This window comes from Nocardiopsis aegyptia (assembly GCF_013410755.1).
Lineage (GTDB): Bacteria > Actinomycetota > Actinomycetes > Streptosporangiales > Streptosporangiaceae > Nocardiopsis > Nocardiopsis aegyptia.
Genome location: NZ_JACCFS010000001.1, coordinates 1,258,707 through 1,277,384, shown reverse-complemented (window position 1 = coordinate 1,277,384; position 18,678 = coordinate 1,258,707). Strand labels below are relative to the sequence as shown.

The following is an 18,678-nucleotide window of genomic DNA, read 5'->3' as shown; positions in this document are numbered from 1 at the left end:
GTCCGCCTCCGCCGTTCACGACAGGTGCGCGCGCACCGACCGGATGTGCTCGGGGCCGGTCCGGCAGCACCCGCCGACCAGGGCCGCCCCGGCCTCCCGCCAGAGCCGGGCCTCGGCCCCGAACTCCTCCGGCTCGCCCGTGCCCGTCCAGCGCTGCGCCGCCGCGTCCCACACCTCGCCGGAGTTGGGGTAGGCGACCGCCGGGACGCCCGCCTCGGCGACCGTACGCACCAGGGACGGCACGAAGCGGGGCGCCGTGCAGTTGACGCCGACCGCCACCAGTCCGCCGTCGGCGTGCAGCGGAGCCAGCTCGGCCACGGCCTCGCGCATCGGCGTGCCGTCGCTGATGTGCCCGCCGTCGCGGCACGAGAAGCTCATCCACGCCCGTACGCCCGGCGTCTCCCGGACCAGCCGGGCCAGCGCCCGCGCCTCCGCCAGGGAGGGGATGGTCTCGCAGGCGACGAGGTCGGCCCCCGCGCCGACGAGCAGCCGCCAGCGCTCCGCGTGCCACTGGTACAGGCCGTCCTCGTCGAGGTCGTAGGCGCCGGTGTACTCCGAGCCGTCGGCCAGCGCCGCGCCGTAGGGCCCCACACCCGCGGCGACCAGGCCGGACCCGAAGGCGTCCCGCTCGGCCAGCGCCAGCTCCACCGAGCGCACGACCAGCCGCTCCGCCTCGGCCCGTCCGTACCCGCGGGCCGTGAACGCCGGAACGCTCGCCTGGTACCCGGCGGCGATGGCCACGTCGGCGCCCGCCTCGAAGTAGTCCCGGTGCACCCGGCGGATCACGTCGGGCTCCTCGGCCAGCAGCCGTGCCGACCACAGCCCGCCGCCCAGGTCGCGGCCGTAGGCCTCCAGGCGCGTGGCCAGACCGCCGTCCAGCACCAGCGCTCGGGCGCCTGTACACGGGGCCTTCGGTCCTTCCGGTGCACTCCCTCGTTCCTCGGGAGCGCACCTCCAGGTCCTCCAGGACCCGTCGGCGCCCTCGCCGTGTTTTCCTTGGGCCGCCGCTCGTTCCTCGCTTTGGCCCGGATTCACCCCCTGCGGTTCCCGCGAGTGGTCCCGTTCACCATTCACCCCCTGGGGTCGCCGTGAGCGGGGCCGCTGCGGCCCCGTCTCCTCCTGCAGAACACTGGCGCGCCCCGAGCCGACCCCCTGGGGATCCGTCAGGGGGACGGCCACCTCCCCTTCCGGGGACCCGGCCATGGATTCCATGTGATCGAGGCTATCCGGGGGCCTCGGGCGTAACCTGGGTGAAATGCCAGTTCGGAGATTCCTCCCTCATCGCAGCGTGGAAATTACCGAGCGGTCCTCCACAGCCGTTAACCTCCACTCGTGCCACCGGTAATGCGACCAGAACACACTCAACTCCGTCCGCTGTCCGCCCTCGCGACGCTGCTCGGGCCGGACGCCACCCTGCTGCGCCCCGAACCGGGCGCGCGCGAGACCGCCGAGGTGCCCGGCGAGGAGGTGCACGTCCGCGGCATCACCCACGACTCACGCAAGGTCCGCCCCGGCGACCTCTACGCCGCCCTCCCCGGAACCCGCGCGCACGGCGCGGACTTCGCCGCGCAGGTGGCCGAGGCCGGAGCCGCCGCCGTCCTCACCGACGCGGCCGGGGCCGACCGGGCCGCGGCCACCGGCCTGCCCGTCCTGGTGGTCCCCGACGCCCGCGCCGCGCTCGGCACGGCCGCCTCCTGGGTCTTCGACGACCCCGCCCACGACCTGCTCCTGGTCGGCACCACCGGCACCAGCGGCAAGACCACCATCACCTACCTGGTGGAGTCCGGGCTGCGCGCGGCCGGCATGAACACCGGCCTGGTCGGCACCGTCGAGATGCGCGTGGGCGACGAACGCGTCGCCTCCTCCCTCACCACCCCCGAGGCCACCGACCTGCACGGCCTCTTCGCCGTCATGCGCGAGCGCGGTGTCAACGCGGCGGCCATGGAGGTCTCCAGCCACGCCCTCGCGCTGGGCCGGGTGGGCGGGACGCGCTACGACGTCGCGATCTTCACGAACCTGTCCCAGGACCACCTGGACTTCCACTCGGACCTGCGCGACTACTTCGAGACGAAGGCGCGCCTGTTCTCCGCGGAGTACTGCGACATCGCCGTGGTCAACACCGACGACCGCTTCGGGCGCGCGCTGGTGGACATGGTGCGCGGCGACGGCGCCGTGCCCGTGACCACGTTCGCCGTGGAGGGCCAGTCCGACGCCGGGCCGGACAACGGGATGGCCGCCGACTGGCAGGCCGTGGACGTGGACCTGGGCGCCGCGGGCAGCACCTTCCGCATCGTCGGACCCGGTGGGATGGAGGCCGACGCCTCCGTCGCCCTGCCCGGGCCCTTCAACGTCTCCAACGCGATGGCCGCCATCGTCGGGCTGGTCGAGGCCGGCCTGCCCCTGGAGACCGCCATCGCGGGTGTGGCCGCCGCGCCCGGGGTGCCCGGACGCATGGAGCAGGTCGTGGTCGACTCGGTGCCCAGCGCGGTCCAGGACTTCACCGCGCTCGTGGACTACTCCCACAAGCCCGGAGCCATCGAGGCCGTGCTCACCGCGCTGCGCGCCACGACCCGGGGCCGCCTCACCATGGTCGTGGGCTGCGGCGGGGACCGCGACCGCGCCAAACGGCCGCTCATGGGCGAGGCCGCCGCACGGCTGGCCGACCAGCTCATCGTCACCAACGACAACCCGCGCACCGAGGACCCCGTCGCCATCGCCGCCGCCATGCTCGAAGGCGTCGTCAAGGTGCCGGAGGACCAGCGGGCGCGGGTCACGGTGGAACTCGACCGCGCCGAGGCGATCGGTCTGGCCGTGGACCGGGCCGGCCCCGGGGACGTGGTCGTCGTGGCCGGTAAAGGCCACGAGACCGGCCAGTACGTCAGGGGTGAGGTCCTGCCCTTCGACGACCGCGAGGTGCTGCGGGAGGCCATCGAGGGGCACCTGAGCGTGAGTGCCCGCGAGCGCCTGGGCGTCGCCCTCCAGGACATCCACCGCGCGCCCGACCTGGGTTGACACCGCGCCGCCCCGGCCGGGCGGCCGCACGCGCCGGGGGAGCGGGCACGCCTCCCGCACCCCGGTGCGCGCCCGGCGACGGGCGCGTGAGCTGTGACGTCCCAGCGCATGGACGGTCACGAACTGGCTCATATTGCTCCACACCGGCCCCGTGGGGACGCCAGGGACCCCAACATGTTCTAAGGTAGGTCCGGCAATCGCAGCCTGACACGTGCCGCCTACGGTGGCGCCCGCGGGCTCGGCTCAGGCCGGCCCCGTGGTGATGCCCGTACGGCACAGCGCGCACGGCACCCGCGGTGCCATCCCCTGACCTGACTCCGGCCGGGTGGCCTACAGCCCCAGCGGCGCCGTGGGACCGGCCTGACATGAGGAGTGGATTTGATCGCGCTCACGCTCGATCGGATCGCTGAGATCACCCAAGCCGCCATCGGCGGATCAGCGCGCCCCGACGCCGTCGTCGACGGCCCCGTCGTCATCGACTCGCGGCAGTCCGCTCCGGGGGCGCTCTTCGTCGCCCTGAGCGGCGAACGCGTCGACGGACACGACTTCGCCCGACGGGCCGTCGAGGCCGGTGCGACGGCCGTCCTCGCCTCCCGCCCCGTGGACGTGCCCCACCTGCTGGTGGACGGCGGGGACGACGCGGTCGTGGCGGCGCTGGCCCGGCTCGCCCGGCACGTGGCCCTGGAACTCGGCGACCCCCGGCGCGGAGCGGAGGCCACCGAGGTCATCGGCGTGACCGGCTCCTCCGGCAAGACCACGACCAAGGACCTGATCGCCCAGGTCGTGGGGCGGCTCGGGCCGACCGTGGCCCCGGCCGGCTCGTTCAACAACGAGATCGGCCACCCGCTGACCGTGCTGCGGGCCGACACCGGCACCCGGCAGCTCGTCCTGGAGGTGGCCGCGCGCGGCATCGGGCACATCGCCCACCTGTGCCGCGTCGCCCCGCCCCGGATCGGTGTGGTCCTCAACGTCGGCAGCGCCCACATGGGCGAGTTCGGCGGCCGCGACGCCATCGCCAAGGCCAAGGGCGAGCTCGTGGAGTCCCTGCCCCCCGGCGAGGACCGCGGCAGCGGCGGCGTGGCCGTCCTCAACGCCGACGACCCCCGGGTGAGCGCCATGGCCGAGCGCACCGCCGCGCGCGTGGTCACCTACGGGCTGGCCGACGACGCGCACGTGCGCGCCACCGACGTCGTCCTGGGCGATGACGGCGCGCCCTCCTTCACACTTCACCTGGGCGGTCGCACGGCCCCGGTGCGGTTGGCGCTCGTGGGCGCCCACCAGGTGCACAACGCGTTGGCGGCGGCCGCCGTCGCCGAGGAACTCGGCATGGACGCCGACGCCGTCGCCGAGGCGCTCGAAGCCGCCACACCGGCCAGCCGGTGGCGGATGGAGGTCACCGAACACGACGGTGCCACCTTCGTCAACGACGCCTACAACGCCAACCCCGAGTCCATGCGGGCCGCGCTGACCACACTGGGAGCGCTCGCCCGCGAGCGACGCTCCATCGCCGTCCTGGCCCACATGGCCGAGCTCGGCGGGGACGGCCGCGCCGAACACGAGAAGGTCGGCGAACTGGCCGCCCGCACGGGCGTGTCCCACCTGATCGTGGTGGGCGCGGAGGCCGAGGGCATCGCCGTCGGAGCCGAACGCGCCGCCCGGGCGGGGCAGTGGGACGGGGAGACCGTCAGGGCAGCCGACGCGGAGGCGGCGGCCTCGGCACTGCGCGACCGGATACGCACAGGAGACGTCGTCATTGTGAAGGGATCTCGGGTGGCAGCGCTCGAAAGGGTTATCGACCACATCACCAAGGGTGATGTCCAGTGATCGGCATCTCCATCGCGGCGGCGCTGTCGCTGATCCTGTCCATGGCGCTGATGCCGCCGCTGATCAAGCTCCTCTACCGGTTCAAGTTCGGCCAGGAGGTCCGCGACGACGGCCCCGAGGGCCACAAGACCAAGCAGGGCACGCCCACCATGGGCGGCATCGTCATCATCCTCGGCGCGGTGATCGGCTACTTCGGCTCGCACCTGGTGCTCTGGATCGTCCAGCCGTCCGCGACCGGGCCGACCGCCTCCGGCCTGCTGGTGATGTTCCTGTTCGTCGGCATGGGCTGCGTCGGCTTCCTCGACGACTTCATCAAGATCTACAAACGCCGCAGCCTGGGCCTGCGCAGCGGTGCGAAGATGGTCGGCCAAGCCATCGTCGGCGTCGGCTTCGCCTACGGCGTCACCATGTTCCCCAACGGGTACGGCTACACCCCCGCCGCGCCCAGCCTGTCCTTCCTGCGCGACTTCGGGCCGCCCCTGATGGTGGTCGTCTTCATCGCCTGGGCCCTGTTCCTCATCGTCGGCTTCTCCAACGCGGTGAACCTGACCGACGGACTCGACGGCCTGGCCACCGGCGCCACCATCCTGTCGCTGGTCGCCTACGTGATCATCGGCAACTGGCAGCTGCGCCAGTCCTGCGTGTCCTACCTGGCCAACAACTGCTACACGGTCCGCGACCCCCTGGACCTGGCCGTGGTGGCCGCCGCCGCGCTCGGCGCGTGCATCGGCTTCCTGTGGTTCAATGCCCCGCCCGCCAAGATCTTCATGGGCGACACCGGTTCGCTCGCCCTGGGCGGCCTCATCGTCGGCCTGGCCATCACCACCCGCACGCAGCTGCTGCTCCTGCTCATCGGCGGCCTCTTCGTCATCATCACCATGTCGGTGATGATCCAGATCACCTCGTTCCGACTCACCGGCAAACGCGTGTTCCGGATGGCGCCGCTGCAGCACCACTTCGAGCTCAGGGGCTGGGCCGAGACCACGATCGTGATCCGCTTCTGGATCATCCAGGGACTGTTCGTGGCCACCGCGATCGGCCTGTTCTACCTGGAATGGATGCCGAGGTAGGACCATGCCGCACGAACCCCTCCCACCCGTCGCCCACCACCACCCTCAACGGACGCCTTCGGCGCAGCCCTCCCCCCGAACCGACTTCGCCACCCTGCTGAAGGGCCGATCGGTCTGCGTCGCCGGCCTGGGCGTGTCCGGACCCCCGGTCGCCCGCGCCCTCCTGGCCAGGGGGGCACGCGTCGTCGTGGTCGACGGCCGCGACGACGACACCACCCGGCCGATCGCCGCCGAACTCACCGCCGAGGGGGCCGAGGTCGTCCTCGGCGACACCCCGCTGCCCGAGGACTGCGACCTCGTCGTCACCTCGCCCGGCTGGCGGCCCGACTCCCCGCTGCTGGTCCGCGCGGCCGAGGCCGGGGTCGAGGTCATCGGCGACGTCGAACTCGCCTGGCGGCTCAAGCCCGCCGACCAGGTGTGGCTGGCCATCACCGGCACCAACGGCAAGACCACCACCGTGCGCATGCTGGAGTCCGTTCTGCGCGCCGACGGCCGCGACGCGCTCGCCGTCGGCAACGTGGGGACCCCGATCATCGACGCGGTCCTGCCCGACGCCGACGGCGGCTACCACGACATCCTGGCCGTGGAGCTGTCCAGCTTCCAGCTGCACTGGTCCAGCAGCCTGCGACCCCACGCCGCCACCGTCCTCAACGTCGCCGCCGACCACCTGGACTGGCACGGGGGACTGGATCCCTACGCCCGGGCCAAGGGCCGGGTCTTCGCGCGCGGCACCGTGCGCGTCGTCAACACCGCCGACGCCTGGTCGGTCCGCCTGGCCGAGGAGGACGGCGATCCGCACACGCCGCTCGTCGGCTTCCGGCTGGACACGCCCCGGGCGGGCGAACTGGGCGTGGTCGAGGACCTGCTGGTGGACCGCGCCTTCGTCGCCGACCCCGGCAGCAGCGCAGAGGAGCTCGCCACGCTCGCCGACGTGCGCCCGGCGGCACCGCACAACGTGGCCAACGCGCTCGCCGCCGCCGCCCTCGCCCGTTCGGTGGGCGTCGCGCCCGCCGCGGTCAAGGCCGGCCTGGCCGCGTTCGAACCCGAACCGCACCGCATCGCGCACGTGGCCACGGTCGGCGGGGTCGACTACGTGGACGACTCCAAGGCGACCAACCCGCACGCCGCGGCCGCTTCCCTGAACTCCTACGCCTCCGTGGTCTGGGTGGCCGGCGGCCTGCTCAAGGGCGCCGAGGTCGACGAACTCGTCGCCGAGGCCGCGCCCCGGCTGCGCGGCGCCGTCCTCATCGGCCGCGACCGCGCCCGGATCCGGGAGGCGCTGGGCCGGCACGCACCCGACGTGCCCGTCGTCGAGGTGGAGGGGCCCGACGGGAACGCACCCGGGCGGCCCACGGTCATGGACACGGTGGTCGCCGAGGCCGCCGCCCTGGCCGAGGAGGGCGACACGGTGCTGCTGGCGCCGGCCGCCGCCTCCATGGACATGTTCACCAACTACCCCGAGCGGGGCCGCTTCTTCGCGGAGGCCGTCCACCGCCTGCTCTGAGTAGTCGATCGCCGCCCGTGCGTGACGAAGTGCGCGCGGGCGGTGAGTCGTGTGCCCGCCACCACCCCGCAACGCGCCAAAGATGGCCAACACGCGGGAAATGTCCACGGTTCCCGACCCGCCGGTACGCCAGTATTGAGGCGCTAATCGTGCGGAGGGTGTGGATGGCGACGACGACGGTTCCTCGGGTGACCCAGGGGCGTGCGGTGACCGGGGGCCGGGACAGGCCCGTGTGGCACGCGTGGGTGCGGTCGCTGGACCGCCCCCTCACCTCCTACTACCTCGTCCTGGGCAGCGGCGTGATACTCATCGCCCTGGGACTGGTCATGGTGCTGTCCTCGACCATGGTCAACTCGATCACCGAGACCGGGTCGGCCTTCTCCATGTTCCAGAAGCAGGCGGTGTCGGCCTCCATCGGCCTGCCGCTCATGCTGGTCGCCTCGCAACTGCCGCCGGGGGTGTTCCGCCTGGTCGGCTACCCCGCGATGATCGTGTCCGTCGCCCTCCTGCTCATCACCGCGTTCCAGGGCACGGAGGTCAACGGCGCCGTGCGCTGGCTGGAGGTCGGCGGCGTGGTGATGCAGCCCTCCGAGCCCGCCAAGCTGGCCTTCGCCCTGTGGGGCGCCAACATCCTGGCGCGCAAGGACGAACTGCGCGAACTCACCGAGTGGCGGCACCTGCTCTTCCCGCTGCTGCCCGGCTGCGGCCTGCTCGCGCTGCTCGTGCTCATCGGCTCGGACCTGTCCACCACCCTGGTCCTGCTGCTCACCTTCCTGGGGCTGGTGTGGGTCGTGGGCGCGCCCGGCCGGCTCTTCGTCGCCATGATCGGGCTCGTCCTGACCCTGGCCGTCATCGTCATCGCGATCGAGCCGTACCGGCTCCGGCGGGTGACCCACTTCCTCGACCCGAGCGCCGACCCGACCGGAGCTGGCTTCCAGTCCCTGCACGGGCTGTACGCGCTCGGCACGGGCGGCATCCTGGGGGTGGGCATCGGCGCCAGCCGGGAGAAGTGGGGCTTCCTGCCCTTCGCCGAGACCGACTTCATCTTCGCCATCATCGGTGAGGAGTTCGGCCTCATCGGCACCCTGCTCGTGCTCGGCCTGTTCGGTGTGCTGGGCTACGCCGGGCTGCGCGTGGCGAGCCGGGTCACGGACCCGTTCGCGCGCCTGGCCGCCGCCGCCATCGTGACCTGGATCATCGGGCAGGCCATGATCAACATCGCGGCCGTCATCGGCCTGCTGCCCGTGACGGGTATCCCGCTGCCCCTGGTCTCCTACGGCGGATCGTCGCTCATCCCGACCATGATCGGGCTCGGCGTCCTGCTCTCATTGGCCCGCACCGAGCCCCAGGCACAGAAAGCCCTGGCGGCCCGGGGTCCCGGCTGGGCACAAAGGGCTCTAAGCTGGCTTGGCCTGGACAAGATCGCGTCCCCCCTCAGGGATCGGGCCGCGAACACCACCTCCAGGCGTCCCGTCACGGCGCGCGGTCCGCGGACGCCGGACCCCCGCGGCGGGACGACCACGGCCAAGCACAGGAACGGACCGGTCCCGGCAGGCGACCGGCCAAGGAGGAATAGGCGACGATGAGGGTAGCCCTCGCCGGAGGCGGCACGGCCGGGCATATCGAGCCCGCACTCTCCCTTGCGGACGCACTGCGGCGGCTCGAACCGAGCACGGAGATCCTGTGCCTGGGCACCGAACGGGGCCTGGAGACCAGGCTGGTGCCCATGCGCGGTTACGAACTGGGCCTGATCCCCGCGGTCCCCCTTCCGCGCAAACTCACCCCCAAACTGCTCACCGTGCCCGGCAAGCTCGCGGGCGCGCTCAGCGCGGCGGGCGACCAGCTCGACCGGCTCCAGGCCGACATCCTCGTCGGCTTCGGCGGCTACGTGGCCACCCCCGGCTACCTGGCCGCGCGTCGGCGCCGCATCCCCACGGTCGTGCACGAGGCGAATCCGCTGCCCGGTCTGGCCAACCGGCTCGGCGCCCGCCTCACCCCGCACGTGTACACCGGGCACCCCCACGCCCAGATCCGCAACGGCCGCTTCATCGGCATCCCCCTGCGCCGGCAGATCTCCACGCTGGACCGGCTCGCCATGGGCGACAAGGCCCGTGCGTTCTTCGGGCTGCGCCACGACCTGCCCACGCTGCTGATCTTCGGCGGCTCCCAGGGCGCCCAGCGGCTCAACGAGACCGCCTTCGCCTCCCGGCCCTACTTCCGCGACCGGGGCGTGCAGGTCCTGCACGTCGTGGGCCCCAAGAACGCCGACGAGCCCCAGGACCTGACCGAGGACGGGATCCCCTACGTCGCCGTCCCCTACGTCGACCGGATGGACATGGCCTACGCCGCCGCGGACGTGGCGATGTGCCGCTCCGGGGCGATGACCTGCGCCGAACTGACCGCCGTCGGCCTGCCGGGCGCGTTCGTGCCGCTGGCCATCGGCAACGGCGAGCAGGCCAAGAACGCCGAACCGATCGTCAGCGCCGGCGGCGGGCTCATGGTCCACAACTCCGACATCTCCGTGGAGTGGATCGCGGGCGAGCTCATCCCGCTGCTCACCGACACCGACCGCGTCGTGACCATGTCCGAGGCGGCCGCCCGCATGGGCCGCAGGGACGCCGACGAGGCGCTGGCGCGCGAGGTCCTGGCGATCGCCAGGGGCGACAATCCCACGCCGGAGATTCCGATCCAGGACGACGACGCCGACGACGAGGCGTTCTACGACGACGGGAAGGACGCACGATGAGCCTGGTGCAGGCGACCGAACCGGTCCCCGTCGACAAGCTCGGCCGGACCCACTTCATCGGGATCGGCGGCGCGGGCATGTCCGGCATCGCCCGGGTCCTGCTGCAGTCCGGGGTGGAGGTCTCGGGCAGCGACGCCCGCGACAGCGACACCCTGCGCGAGCTGGAGGCGATGGGTGCGACGGTCCACGTCGGCCACCGCGCCGAGCACCTCGGCCCGGCCGAGACGCTCGTGGTCTCGTCCGCGATCCGCGAGGACAACCCCGAACTCGTCGAGGCCCACCGCCGCGGACTGCGGGTCCTTCCCCGCGCCGCAGCCCTGGGCGCGCTCCTGCTGGGCCGCGAGGGCGTCGCCGTGTCGGGCACCCACGGCAAGACCACCACGACCTCGATGATCGCGGTGGTGCTCCAGCACCTGGGCACCGACCCCGGCTACGTGATCGGCGGCAAGCTGGTCACCACGGGCCTGGGCGCCGACGCCGGCACGGGCGACGCGATCGTCGCCGAGGCCGACGAGAGCGACGGCTCCTTCCTCATGCTCTCCCCGAAGATCGCCGTGGTCACCAACGTCGAGGCCGACCACCTCGACAACTACAGCGGCATCGAGGAGATCCACGCCAACTTCGCCTCCTTCGTGGACCGGGTCGAGCGCACGGTGATCGTCGGGATCGACGACCCCGGCGCCCGCGAGGTCGCCGAGCTGGCCCGCGAGCGCGGCAAGCGGGTGCGCACCTACGGCGAGGCCGCCGACGCCGACTACCGGATCACCCGGATCAGCGCACGGGGCTTCGCCACCGAGTTCACCCTGGAGACCGCGGACGCCGAGGACCCGATCGAGGGCGTGGTGGCCGTTCCGGGCCTGCACAACGTGCTCAACGCCGCCGCGGCCGTGGCCGTGGCCGACGAGCTCGGCCACGACCTGCAGGTCGCCGTGGAGGGCATCGCCGACTTCGTCGGTGCGGCGCGCCGCTTCGAGCCCAAGGGCGAGGCCGCGGGCGTGGCCGTCTACGACAGCTACGCCCACCACCCCACGGAGATCGAGGCCGACCTGCGGGCCACCCGCGCCGCGCTGGCGTCCCTGGCGGACGAGGCGGCCGAGCAGGGCCGCCCCGAAGGCCGCGTCGTCGCCCTCTTCCAGCCGCACCTGTACAGCCGCACCCGCTTCTTCGCCGAGGAGTTCGCCGCCGCGCTCAGCCTCGCCGACGAAGTCGTGGTGATGGAGGTCTACGCGGCCCGCGAGGACCCCGAACCCGGGGTCACCGGCGAGCTCATCACCTCGCGCGTCTCCCATGACCACGTGTACTACGTCCCGGGCCGCGAGGAGGTCGTGCGCGCGGTCGCCGACCTCACCCGCCCCGGAGACATCGTGCTCACCATGGGCGCCGGAGACGTCACGGAACTCGGCCCCCAGATCGTCGAGGCCCTCTCCTGACGGGTCCCTCCGAGCGGAACTCCGCGATCGGGAGCTCGGTCGTGAGGACACACGGGGCACGCGCGTCTCCAGAAGCTTGAAGTCGGGGTCCCACCCATGGGACCACTGGGTCCGTGGGGTCCCACGGACCCAGTGATGCCGGACGGGTATGTGGGGCCCGGGTGAGGCGTAGGCCGTTCAGCTCTGGGGTGCCACTGGGGGGCCAGCTCCCCGGCGCCCCGAGTGCGCGTTGGGAGAGGGCAGTGCCGTAGGCGTCCGTTGAGGGTGGTGGCGGGCGACGGCGTGGGCCTGCGAGGACGCCGGACAAGAAGAAGAGGCATCGGATGAGCACTGACCAGGACGAGGCCACCGCACCCGCACCTGCTCCGGCCGCGCGGACCAGGTCCGATCCGTGGAAGGTCGCCTTCGTGGCGCTTCTCGTCGTCTCCCTGGTCTGCGTCGTCACCTGGGTCCTGCTCGGTTCCCGTCTGCTGGTGGTGCGCGGTGTGACGGTCACCGGCCTGGACCGGGTCTCCTCCGAGGAGGTCGTGGACGCCGTCGACGTACGGACGGGCACGCCGTTGATCCGGGTGGACCTGGACCGCAGCGCCGCCCGGGCGGAGTCCCTCGACCTCGTCGAGTCCGCGACGGTCAAGCGCGGCTGGCCGGCGACCCTGCGGGTGGAGGTCGTCGAGCGCCGCCCGCTGCTGGCCATCCGTGTGGGCGAGGAGTACCGGCTGGTGGACGCGGACGGCGTGCGGATCGAGGACTCCTCGACACGGCCCGGTACCCATCCGCTGGTCCGGGTCACGGGCGAGATCGAGGGTAGTGACGCGGTCCGGGCCGCCGCCGAGATCGTCGAACAGGCGCCGGACTCGCTGCTCGCCCAGATCCAGCTCATCGACGCCACCGACACCGAGGCGATCTCCGTGGAACTCGGCAACGGCGCGCTCGTGGAGTGGGGTGATCCCGAACGCACCCGGGACAAGAGCGAGATCCTGCGGGTTCTCATGCGCGAGCATCCGCCCGCCGAGGACCGCGTCTACGACGTCGGTACTCCGGATCTGGCCATCGTCCGGTGAAGGGCGATCATGGTACGGGGCAAGACTTTCGGGTATCGGCCGAGAGAGGCGGTGCGGCTGCCTCAGGGTCACCGCGCGACCGCTGCGCGGGGTCACCGATCACCCGACGAGGACATTCCAGACGCGACGCGCCGAGTGCGCACTTCGCTTCCTTGCGTTATACGCCGTTAGGCTGACCTCGTCATCGGTTGCCCGTAGTCGGCGGTCCGCTTACTGTCGGGAAGCACAACCAACGTCAACAAAGCAACAAAACACGCTTTTGGGGTACGCGAGACCGTGGTGTCCGTCGAGAGGACGGGCCTCGCCGGGAGGCAGAACCGGCGCGGGAACGGACCTGGTGGCCCCGGGGCCCGAGCCGTGGCGCCACCGGCGCCCGCGGCGGCGGGTTCACCCGAAACGCACACTGTAGAACCGGATGCCGAACCAGAGGCGTATCCGGTGGCCCAGCGCCATCGGAGACGGTGACGGAACGGCGTATGCGAGCGGAAAGGCCCCTCGTCGTGGCAGCACCGCAGAACTACCTCGCGGTCATCAAAGTCGTCGGCATCGGCGGCGGCGGTGTCAACGCCGTCAACCGAATGATCGAAGAGGGGCTCAAGGGCGTCGAGTTCATCGCCATCAATACCGACGCCCAGGCGCTGCTGATGAGTGACGCCGACGTCAAGCTCGACGTCGGACGAGAACTCACGCGCGGCCTGGGAGCCGGAGCCAACCCCGACGTCGGCTGCAAGGCGGCCGAGGACCACAGGGAGGAGATCGAGGAGGTCCTCAAGGGGGCCGACATGGTCTTCGTCACCGCGGGCGAGGGGGGCGGCACCGGTACCGGCGGCGCCCCGGTCGTCGCGAACATCGCGCGGTCCCTGGGCGCCCTCACGATCGGTGTGGTCACGCGGCCCTTCGGCTTCGAGGGCAAGCGCAGGGCCACGCAGGCCGAGTCGGGGATAGCGATGCTCCGCGAGGAGGTCGACACACTCATCGTGATTCCCAACGACCGGCTGCTGTCCATCTCTGACCGCCAGGTCAGCGTGCTGGACGCGTTCAAGGCCGCCGACCAGGTCCTGCTCTCCGGTGTGCAGGGCATCACCGACCTGATCACCACACCGGGCCTGATCAACCTGGACTTCGCCGACGTGAAGTCGGTCATGTCCGGGGCGGGATCGGCGCTCATGGGCATCGGCTCCGCGCGAGGGGACGATCGTGCGGTCGCGGCGGCGGAGATGGCGATCTCGTCGCCACTGCTCGAAGCGAGCATCGACGGGGCGCACGGGGTCCTGCTGTCCATCCAGGGCGGTTCCGACCTGGGGCTGTTCGAGATCAACGAGGCAGCCCAGCTGGTGGCGAACTCGGCGGCACCCGAGGCCAACATCATCTTCGGCGCCGTCATCGACGACGCTCTGGGCGACGAGGTCCGTGTGACCGTCATCGCCGCGGGCTTCGACGAACCCGAGGTCAACGGAGGGGTGGCCCGGGAGCACCGGCCGGTGGACCCTCCTGAGGCCGCCGCCCCCACCGGGGGCGTCACGTCCGGACGGGAGGGATCGTCCGCCCAGGCGGCGTCCACCGCCGCGGGCGCGAGCGGGGCGTCGGCCAGCAGCATGCCGTGGATCGCGCCGTCCCGACCGGCCGAGCCCGCTCCTGCCCCCGAGCAGGAGACCGCACGGCCGGTGGCGCCGCCGGTGAGCCGTCCGGCCGAGCCGGCGCCGACGTACCAGGCGCCGGCCACGCCGCCCGCTCCGGCCGAGTCGGAGCCGGTCGCGGCCGAGCCGACCGCGGAGGCGCCGGCGGGGCCGGAGCACGGTGCCGCCGAGGCCCAGCCGGCGGAGACCTTCACCTACGGGGGCCCCGCTCCCGAGCCCGCGCAGCCGGAGGCCCGGCGGCCCGAGCCGCAGGAGCAGTACGAGGAGCGGCAGGACGGCCAGCCCAACCACATCCACGCCGTGTCGGACGCGTCGGCGGACCGTCGCGGCGAGGTGCCCACACCTCGGCGCCGGGTGATCTTCGACGACCCCGACGACCTGGACGTGCCGGAGTTCCTGAAGTAGGCGCTTCCGAACGGAGCGAGCAACGGGGTTCCGCCCATGGGGCGGAGCCCCGTTCGCATGCCCGGCGGGCGTGCCCGGTGAGGTGGACCGCCGACCGCGGTCGGCGCGCGGCCGCCGGTAGCATCGTCGGAGTCGAAGGCTCACGGTCCCCCTGGCCGCGGGTCTCCCTGCTGAGGGGGCCGTAGGCTCTCGGTTGAGGGTGGTAGCCCCGCCCTTGGGCGAAGCCCCTCCGGGGCGGTGGTGGGAGACGGGTCGGAAGGTCACACGTATGGGCAACGTCATCGATCTGGGGCACGGTGTCCGTGCCGCCGTCACCGAACGGGACGGAGGCGTGTCCGCGCCGCCGTTCGCGTCGCTGAACCTCGGTCTGGGGTCGGGGGACGAACGGGCACCGGTCATGGAGAACCGGGAGCGTGCCGCCGCCCGTCTCGGCTTCTCTCACGAGCGCGTGGTGTGGATGAACCAGGTGCACAGCACCGACGTGCTCGTGGCCACCGGTCCCGGCGGTGTGGGGACCTGCGACGGAGTGGTGACCTCCCGGCCCGATCTGGTCCTGGCCTCGCTGGCCGCCGACTGTCTGCCCGTCCTGGCCGCCGACGGGGCGGCCGGGGTCCTGGGCGCCGCCCACTCAGGACGTCTGGGCACCGCAGGGGGAGTGGCCGTCCGACTGGTCGAGGCGATGGTGGAACAGGGCGCCCGCCCGGACCGCGTCCGCGTCCACCTGGGTCCGACCATCTGCGGCAAGTGCTACGAGGTTCCGCCCGCGCTACAGGCCGAGACCGCCCGGGACACGCCCGAGGCGGCGTGCTCCACCCGCCAGGGCACCACCGGCGTCGACATGCTCGCCGCCGTCACCGCCCAGTTGCGCCGCGCGGGCGTCACCGAGATCTCCAGCGACGGCCGCTGCACCCTGGAGAGCCCCGAGCTCTTCTCCCACCGGCGGGAGGCGCCGACGGGCCGGTTCGCGTCCTTCGTGTGGCGCACCTGACGATCGGGCCCGCACCAGAACCCGGACGCCTCCGACCGAACCCGTTCGCACCGGGTGAACCCGGACACACCCGGCCACACCCGGCCATGCCGGGGCCACGTCCGGCCACCCGACGGGTCTTGCCAGGACGGCCGGGAACGGGCAGGCCCGATCTCGGGTAGAACGGTCCCGTGGGCCCCAACGTTCACGCCATTCACACCAGCCACCTCGTACATCAGGGAGTGCTCCGCCCCGGGGCATGAGAAGGGACACCGTGTCACACGCCGACCCCGCACGCGTCGAACAGGTCCGGGCGAACCTCCACGCGGCACGGGCCAGGATCGAGACCGCCTGCCTCAAGGCCGACCGGGACCCCTCCGAGGTGTCCCTGATTGCGGTCACCAAGACCCACCCCGCCAGTGATGTCCGGATTCTGGCCTCCCTCGGTGTCACCGACGTGGGCGAGAACCGCGACCAGGAGGCGGCGCCCAAGGCCGCCGAGACCGCGGACCTCGGTCTGACCTGGCACTTCGTGGGTCAGCTCCAGACCAACAAGGCGCGTTCGGTGGCCTCCTACGCCGACGTCGTGCACTCGGTGGACCGCGCCAAGCTGGCACGGGCCCTGGGCGAGCGGGCGGAGGCGGCCGGCAGGCGTCTGACCTGCCTCGTCCAGGTCAACCTCGACGAGGACTCGCGTGCGGGCGTCATCGGTCCGCGCGGCGGGGTCGACCCCGCCGACGCGCTGGAGCTGGCCGCGCGCGTGGAGGAGCAGGACGCGCTCACGCTCGGCGGTGTGATGGCCGTGGCCCCGCTCGGCGGGGACCCGTCGCAGGCGTTCGCGCGGCTCAAAGGAGTCGCGGACCGCATCCGCGATCGTTACGCTCGGGCCACGATGGTGTCCGCGGGGATGACCGCGGACCTGGAATCGGCGGTCGCGCGGGGAGCGACACACGTGCGGCTCGGCACGGCGTTGCTCGGCGACCGCGGGCCGATCGTGGGGTAATGTCCCCACATAGACCTTGGAGCCCGTCTGTGGAGTTCGCCCGAAAGGGCGTCGATCCCGCTCACACGGGCCGGACGGGTGATGTTGAACAGTCGGCTGCGGTGTGAGGGCCGCGGGGACGACGGAGGACATGAGATGGCCGGCGCGATGCGCAAGATGGCGGTCTACCTCGGCCTCGTGGAGGACGACCGTTACGATCACCGTTATGCGGACGAATATGATGAGTTCGATGATTTCGACGAGGGCGCGGAGGTGCAGCAGCGTGACCGCGACGCCGAGCCTCCACGTGGCGAGGAAGTACGGGGCGACGACGTGACGGACGCCGGCGACTACCTGGGTGCAGGTGACCGACGCGGTGGCACCACCATGACGGCCTCGACCGCGGACCTGGCGCGAATCACTACGCTCCACCCACGCACCTACAACGAGGCGCGTACTATCGGAGAGCATTTCCGGGAGGGCACGCCGGTGATCATGAACCTGACCGAGATGGTCGACAGCGACGCCAAGCGTCTCGTCGACTTCGCGGCTGGTCTGATCTTCGGTCTGCATGGCAGTATCGAACGCGTGACCAACAAGGTGTTCCTGCTGTCCCCGGCCAACGTCGAGGTGACCGCCGAAGACAAGGCGCGGATCGCCGAGCGAGGGTTCTTCAACCAGAGCTAGACCATCACATCCGTCCAGAGATTGGGTCGAGGAACGACCGTGATTTACGTCCTGTCCGGGCTGCTCTTCGCGCTACAGCTCTTCCTGTTCGTGCTGATCGCGAGGGTGGTTCTGGAGATGGTCCAGTCCTTCTCCAGGGACTGGCGTCCTCGGGGGTTCGTTCTCGTGCTCGCCGAGATCGTGTACTCGATCACCGACCCGCCCCTGAAGTTCCTGCGCAGGTTCATCAAGCCCGTACGCCTGGGGAGCATCGCACTCGACCTGAGTGTCCTGGTCCTCTTCTTCGGTGTCTACATCCTGATGTTCCTCATCCGGGCCTTCATCTAGTCAGGTGGAACCGGAGGCGGCTGTTGTGCCTCGGGTTCCGATATGTGGTCTTGGTCATGATCTGGATTGCCGTAAGGTCACGATCAGGTAGCGTCCCTACGGACAGACTCCAAGCGCGCCAAGGAGACGAACATGCCGCTGACACCCGCCGATGTGCGGAACAAGCAGTTCAGTACAACCCGGCTTCGGCCGGGGTATGACGAGGAGGAGGTCGACGCCTTCCTCGACGAGGTCGAGTCGGAACTCGACCGCCTGATCCAGGAGAACGAGGAACTGCGCGGCAAGCTCGCCGAGTGCCTGCGGGGCAAGGTCCCCAACGCCGGCATGCAGGACTTCCAGCAGCCCCAGGAGCAGGCCGCTCCGGAGCCGCAGATGGAGCAGATGCGCCCCGAGCCCGTCCAGGCTCCCCAGGCGGTCGAGCCCCAGCCGGCGCCGCAGCAGCAGATGCAGATGACCGGCGCCAACATGGCGATGGGCGGCGAGGAGAACATGGACACGGCCGCACGTGTCCTGGCTCTCGCCCAGCAGACCGCCGACCAGGCGATCTCCGACGCCCGCCGCGAGGCCGACGAGACCCTGGGCCGCGCCCGGCACGAGTCCGAGGACATCCTCGGCAAGGCTCGTCGCCAGGCCGACCAGATCATCGGCGAGGCCCGCGCGCGTTCGGAGAACCTGGACCGCGACGCACAGGAGCGCCACCGCCAGGTCATGGGCAGCCTCGTGCAGCAGCGCGAGGAGCTCGAGCACAAGGTCAACGTGCTCAAGGACTTCGAGCGTGAGTACCGCAGCCGCCTGAAGGACTACTTCGAGCGCCAGCTGCGTGAGCTCAACGAGGAGGGCAAGCCCGCTGAGGCCAACCCGAACACCACGGGTGGCTTCCAGACGATGGCTCCCCCGACCGGTGGCACGCCCGCGCTCCAGCAGCACGGCCCCGGCGGCAACCCGTTCGGCCAGCCCGAGCCCGCGCAGCACGGTGGGTTCCACCCGGGTGAGGCCCCCCACGAGCGTCGCTGATTCGCAGCGGCA

The 18,678-nt window shown here is 71.8% G+C and carries 15 protein-coding genes; 14 read left to right on the top strand and 1 reads right to left on the bottom strand.

Features of this window, described 5'->3' with window-relative positions; genetic code table 11:
• Positions 1-15: 15 nt before the first annotated feature.
• Positions 16-882: a homocysteine S-methyltransferase gene (mmuM, locus tag HNR10_RS05860; protein WP_179821468.1), complete on the bottom strand. Its 867-nt coding sequence runs from the start codon at positions 880-882 to the stop codon at positions 16-18.
• Positions 883-1,344: 462 nt separating this feature from the next.
• Here mmuM and HNR10_RS05855 point away from each other — a divergent pair, with 462 nt between their 5' ends.
• The 14 genes from HNR10_RS05855 (at position 1,345) to HNR10_RS05790 (ending at position 18,666) form a co-directional block, all read left to right on the top strand.
• Entirely contained in the window at positions 1,345-3,012 is a 1,668-nt protein-coding gene (locus HNR10_RS05855) for a UDP-N-acetylmuramoyl-L-alanyl-D-glutamate--2,6-diaminopimelate ligase (protein WP_179821466.1), read from the top strand.
• 378 nt (positions 3,013-3,390) lie between these two features.
• Positions 3,391-4,836 (top strand): UDP-N-acetylmuramoyl-tripeptide--D-alanyl-D-alanine ligase, encoded by a 1,446-nt coding sequence (locus HNR10_RS05850; protein WP_179821465.1) that lies wholly within the window; start codon positions 3,391-3,393, stop codon positions 4,834-4,836.
• Positions 4,833-5,906: a phospho-N-acetylmuramoyl-pentapeptide-transferase gene (mraY, locus tag HNR10_RS05845; protein ID WP_179821463.1), complete on the top strand. Its 1,074-nt coding sequence runs from the start codon at positions 4,833-4,835 to the stop codon at positions 5,904-5,906. Before HNR10_RS05850 ends, mraY begins: the two co-directional genes overlap by 4 nt.
• Before the next feature lie 4 nt (positions 5,907-5,910).
• Positions 5,911-7,410 carry a UDP-N-acetylmuramoyl-L-alanine--D-glutamate ligase gene (murD, locus tag HNR10_RS05840; RefSeq protein ID WP_179821461.1) on the top strand — a complete coding sequence of 500 codons (1,500 nt, stop codon included), beginning with the start codon at positions 5,911-5,913 and terminating at the stop codon, positions 7,408-7,410.
• Between the two features lie 164 nt (positions 7,411-7,574).
• Positions 7,575-8,996: a putative lipid II flippase FtsW gene (gene ftsW / locus HNR10_RS05835; RefSeq protein WP_179821459.1), complete on the top strand. Its 1,422-nt coding sequence runs from the start codon at positions 7,575-7,577 to the stop codon at positions 8,994-8,996.
• Positions 8,993-10,156 carry an undecaprenyldiphospho-muramoylpentapeptide beta-N-acetylglucosaminyltransferase gene (gene murG / locus HNR10_RS05830; protein ID WP_179821457.1) on the top strand — a complete coding sequence of 388 codons (1,164 nt, stop codon included), beginning with the start codon at positions 8,993-8,995 and terminating at the stop codon, positions 10,154-10,156. Before ftsW ends, murG begins: the two co-directional genes overlap by 4 nt.
• Positions 10,153-11,586 (top strand): UDP-N-acetylmuramate--L-alanine ligase, encoded by a 1,434-nt coding sequence (murC, locus tag HNR10_RS05825; protein WP_179821455.1) that lies wholly within the window; start codon positions 10,153-10,155, stop codon positions 11,584-11,586. The genes murG and murC overlap by 4 nt, the downstream gene beginning before the upstream one ends.
• Positions 11,587-11,909: 323 nt before the next feature.
• A complete protein-coding gene (locus HNR10_RS05820; RefSeq protein ID WP_179821454.1) occupies positions 11,910-12,647 on the top strand; it encodes a cell division protein FtsQ/DivIB in 738 nt (245 codons plus the stop codon).
• A 500-nt stretch (positions 12,648-13,147) separates the two neighbouring features.
• Positions 13,148-14,689 carry a cell division protein FtsZ gene (gene ftsZ / locus HNR10_RS05815; protein ID WP_179821452.1) on the top strand — a complete coding sequence of 514 codons (1,542 nt, stop codon included), beginning with the start codon at positions 13,148-13,150 and terminating at the stop codon, positions 14,687-14,689.
• A gap of 268 nt (positions 14,690-14,957) precedes the next feature.
• Entirely contained in the window at positions 14,958-15,677 is a 720-nt protein-coding gene (pgeF, locus tag HNR10_RS05810) for a peptidoglycan editing factor PgeF (RefSeq protein WP_179821451.1), read from the top strand.
• 253 nt (positions 15,678-15,930) lie between these two features.
• On the top strand, positions 15,931-16,659 hold the full coding sequence (locus HNR10_RS05805) for a YggS family pyridoxal phosphate-dependent enzyme (protein ID WP_179821449.1): 729 nt from the start codon (positions 15,931-15,933) through the stop codon (positions 16,657-16,659).
• A 135-nt stretch (positions 16,660-16,794) separates the two neighbouring features.
• Positions 16,795-17,325, top strand: a complete 531-nt coding sequence (locus HNR10_RS05800) for a cell division protein SepF (protein WP_179821447.1) — start codon at positions 16,795-16,797, stop codon at positions 17,323-17,325.
• Positions 17,326-17,364: 39 nt separating this feature from the next.
• On the top strand, positions 17,365-17,652 hold the full coding sequence (locus HNR10_RS05795; RefSeq protein WP_179821446.1) for a YggT family protein: 288 nt from the start codon (positions 17,365-17,367) through the stop codon (positions 17,650-17,652).
• Between the two features lie 132 nt (positions 17,653-17,784).
• Positions 17,785-18,666 (top strand): DivIVA domain-containing protein, encoded by an 882-nt coding sequence (locus tag HNR10_RS05790; protein ID WP_179821444.1) that lies wholly within the window; start codon positions 17,785-17,787, stop codon positions 18,664-18,666.
• Positions 18,667-18,678: the final 12 nt, after the last annotated feature.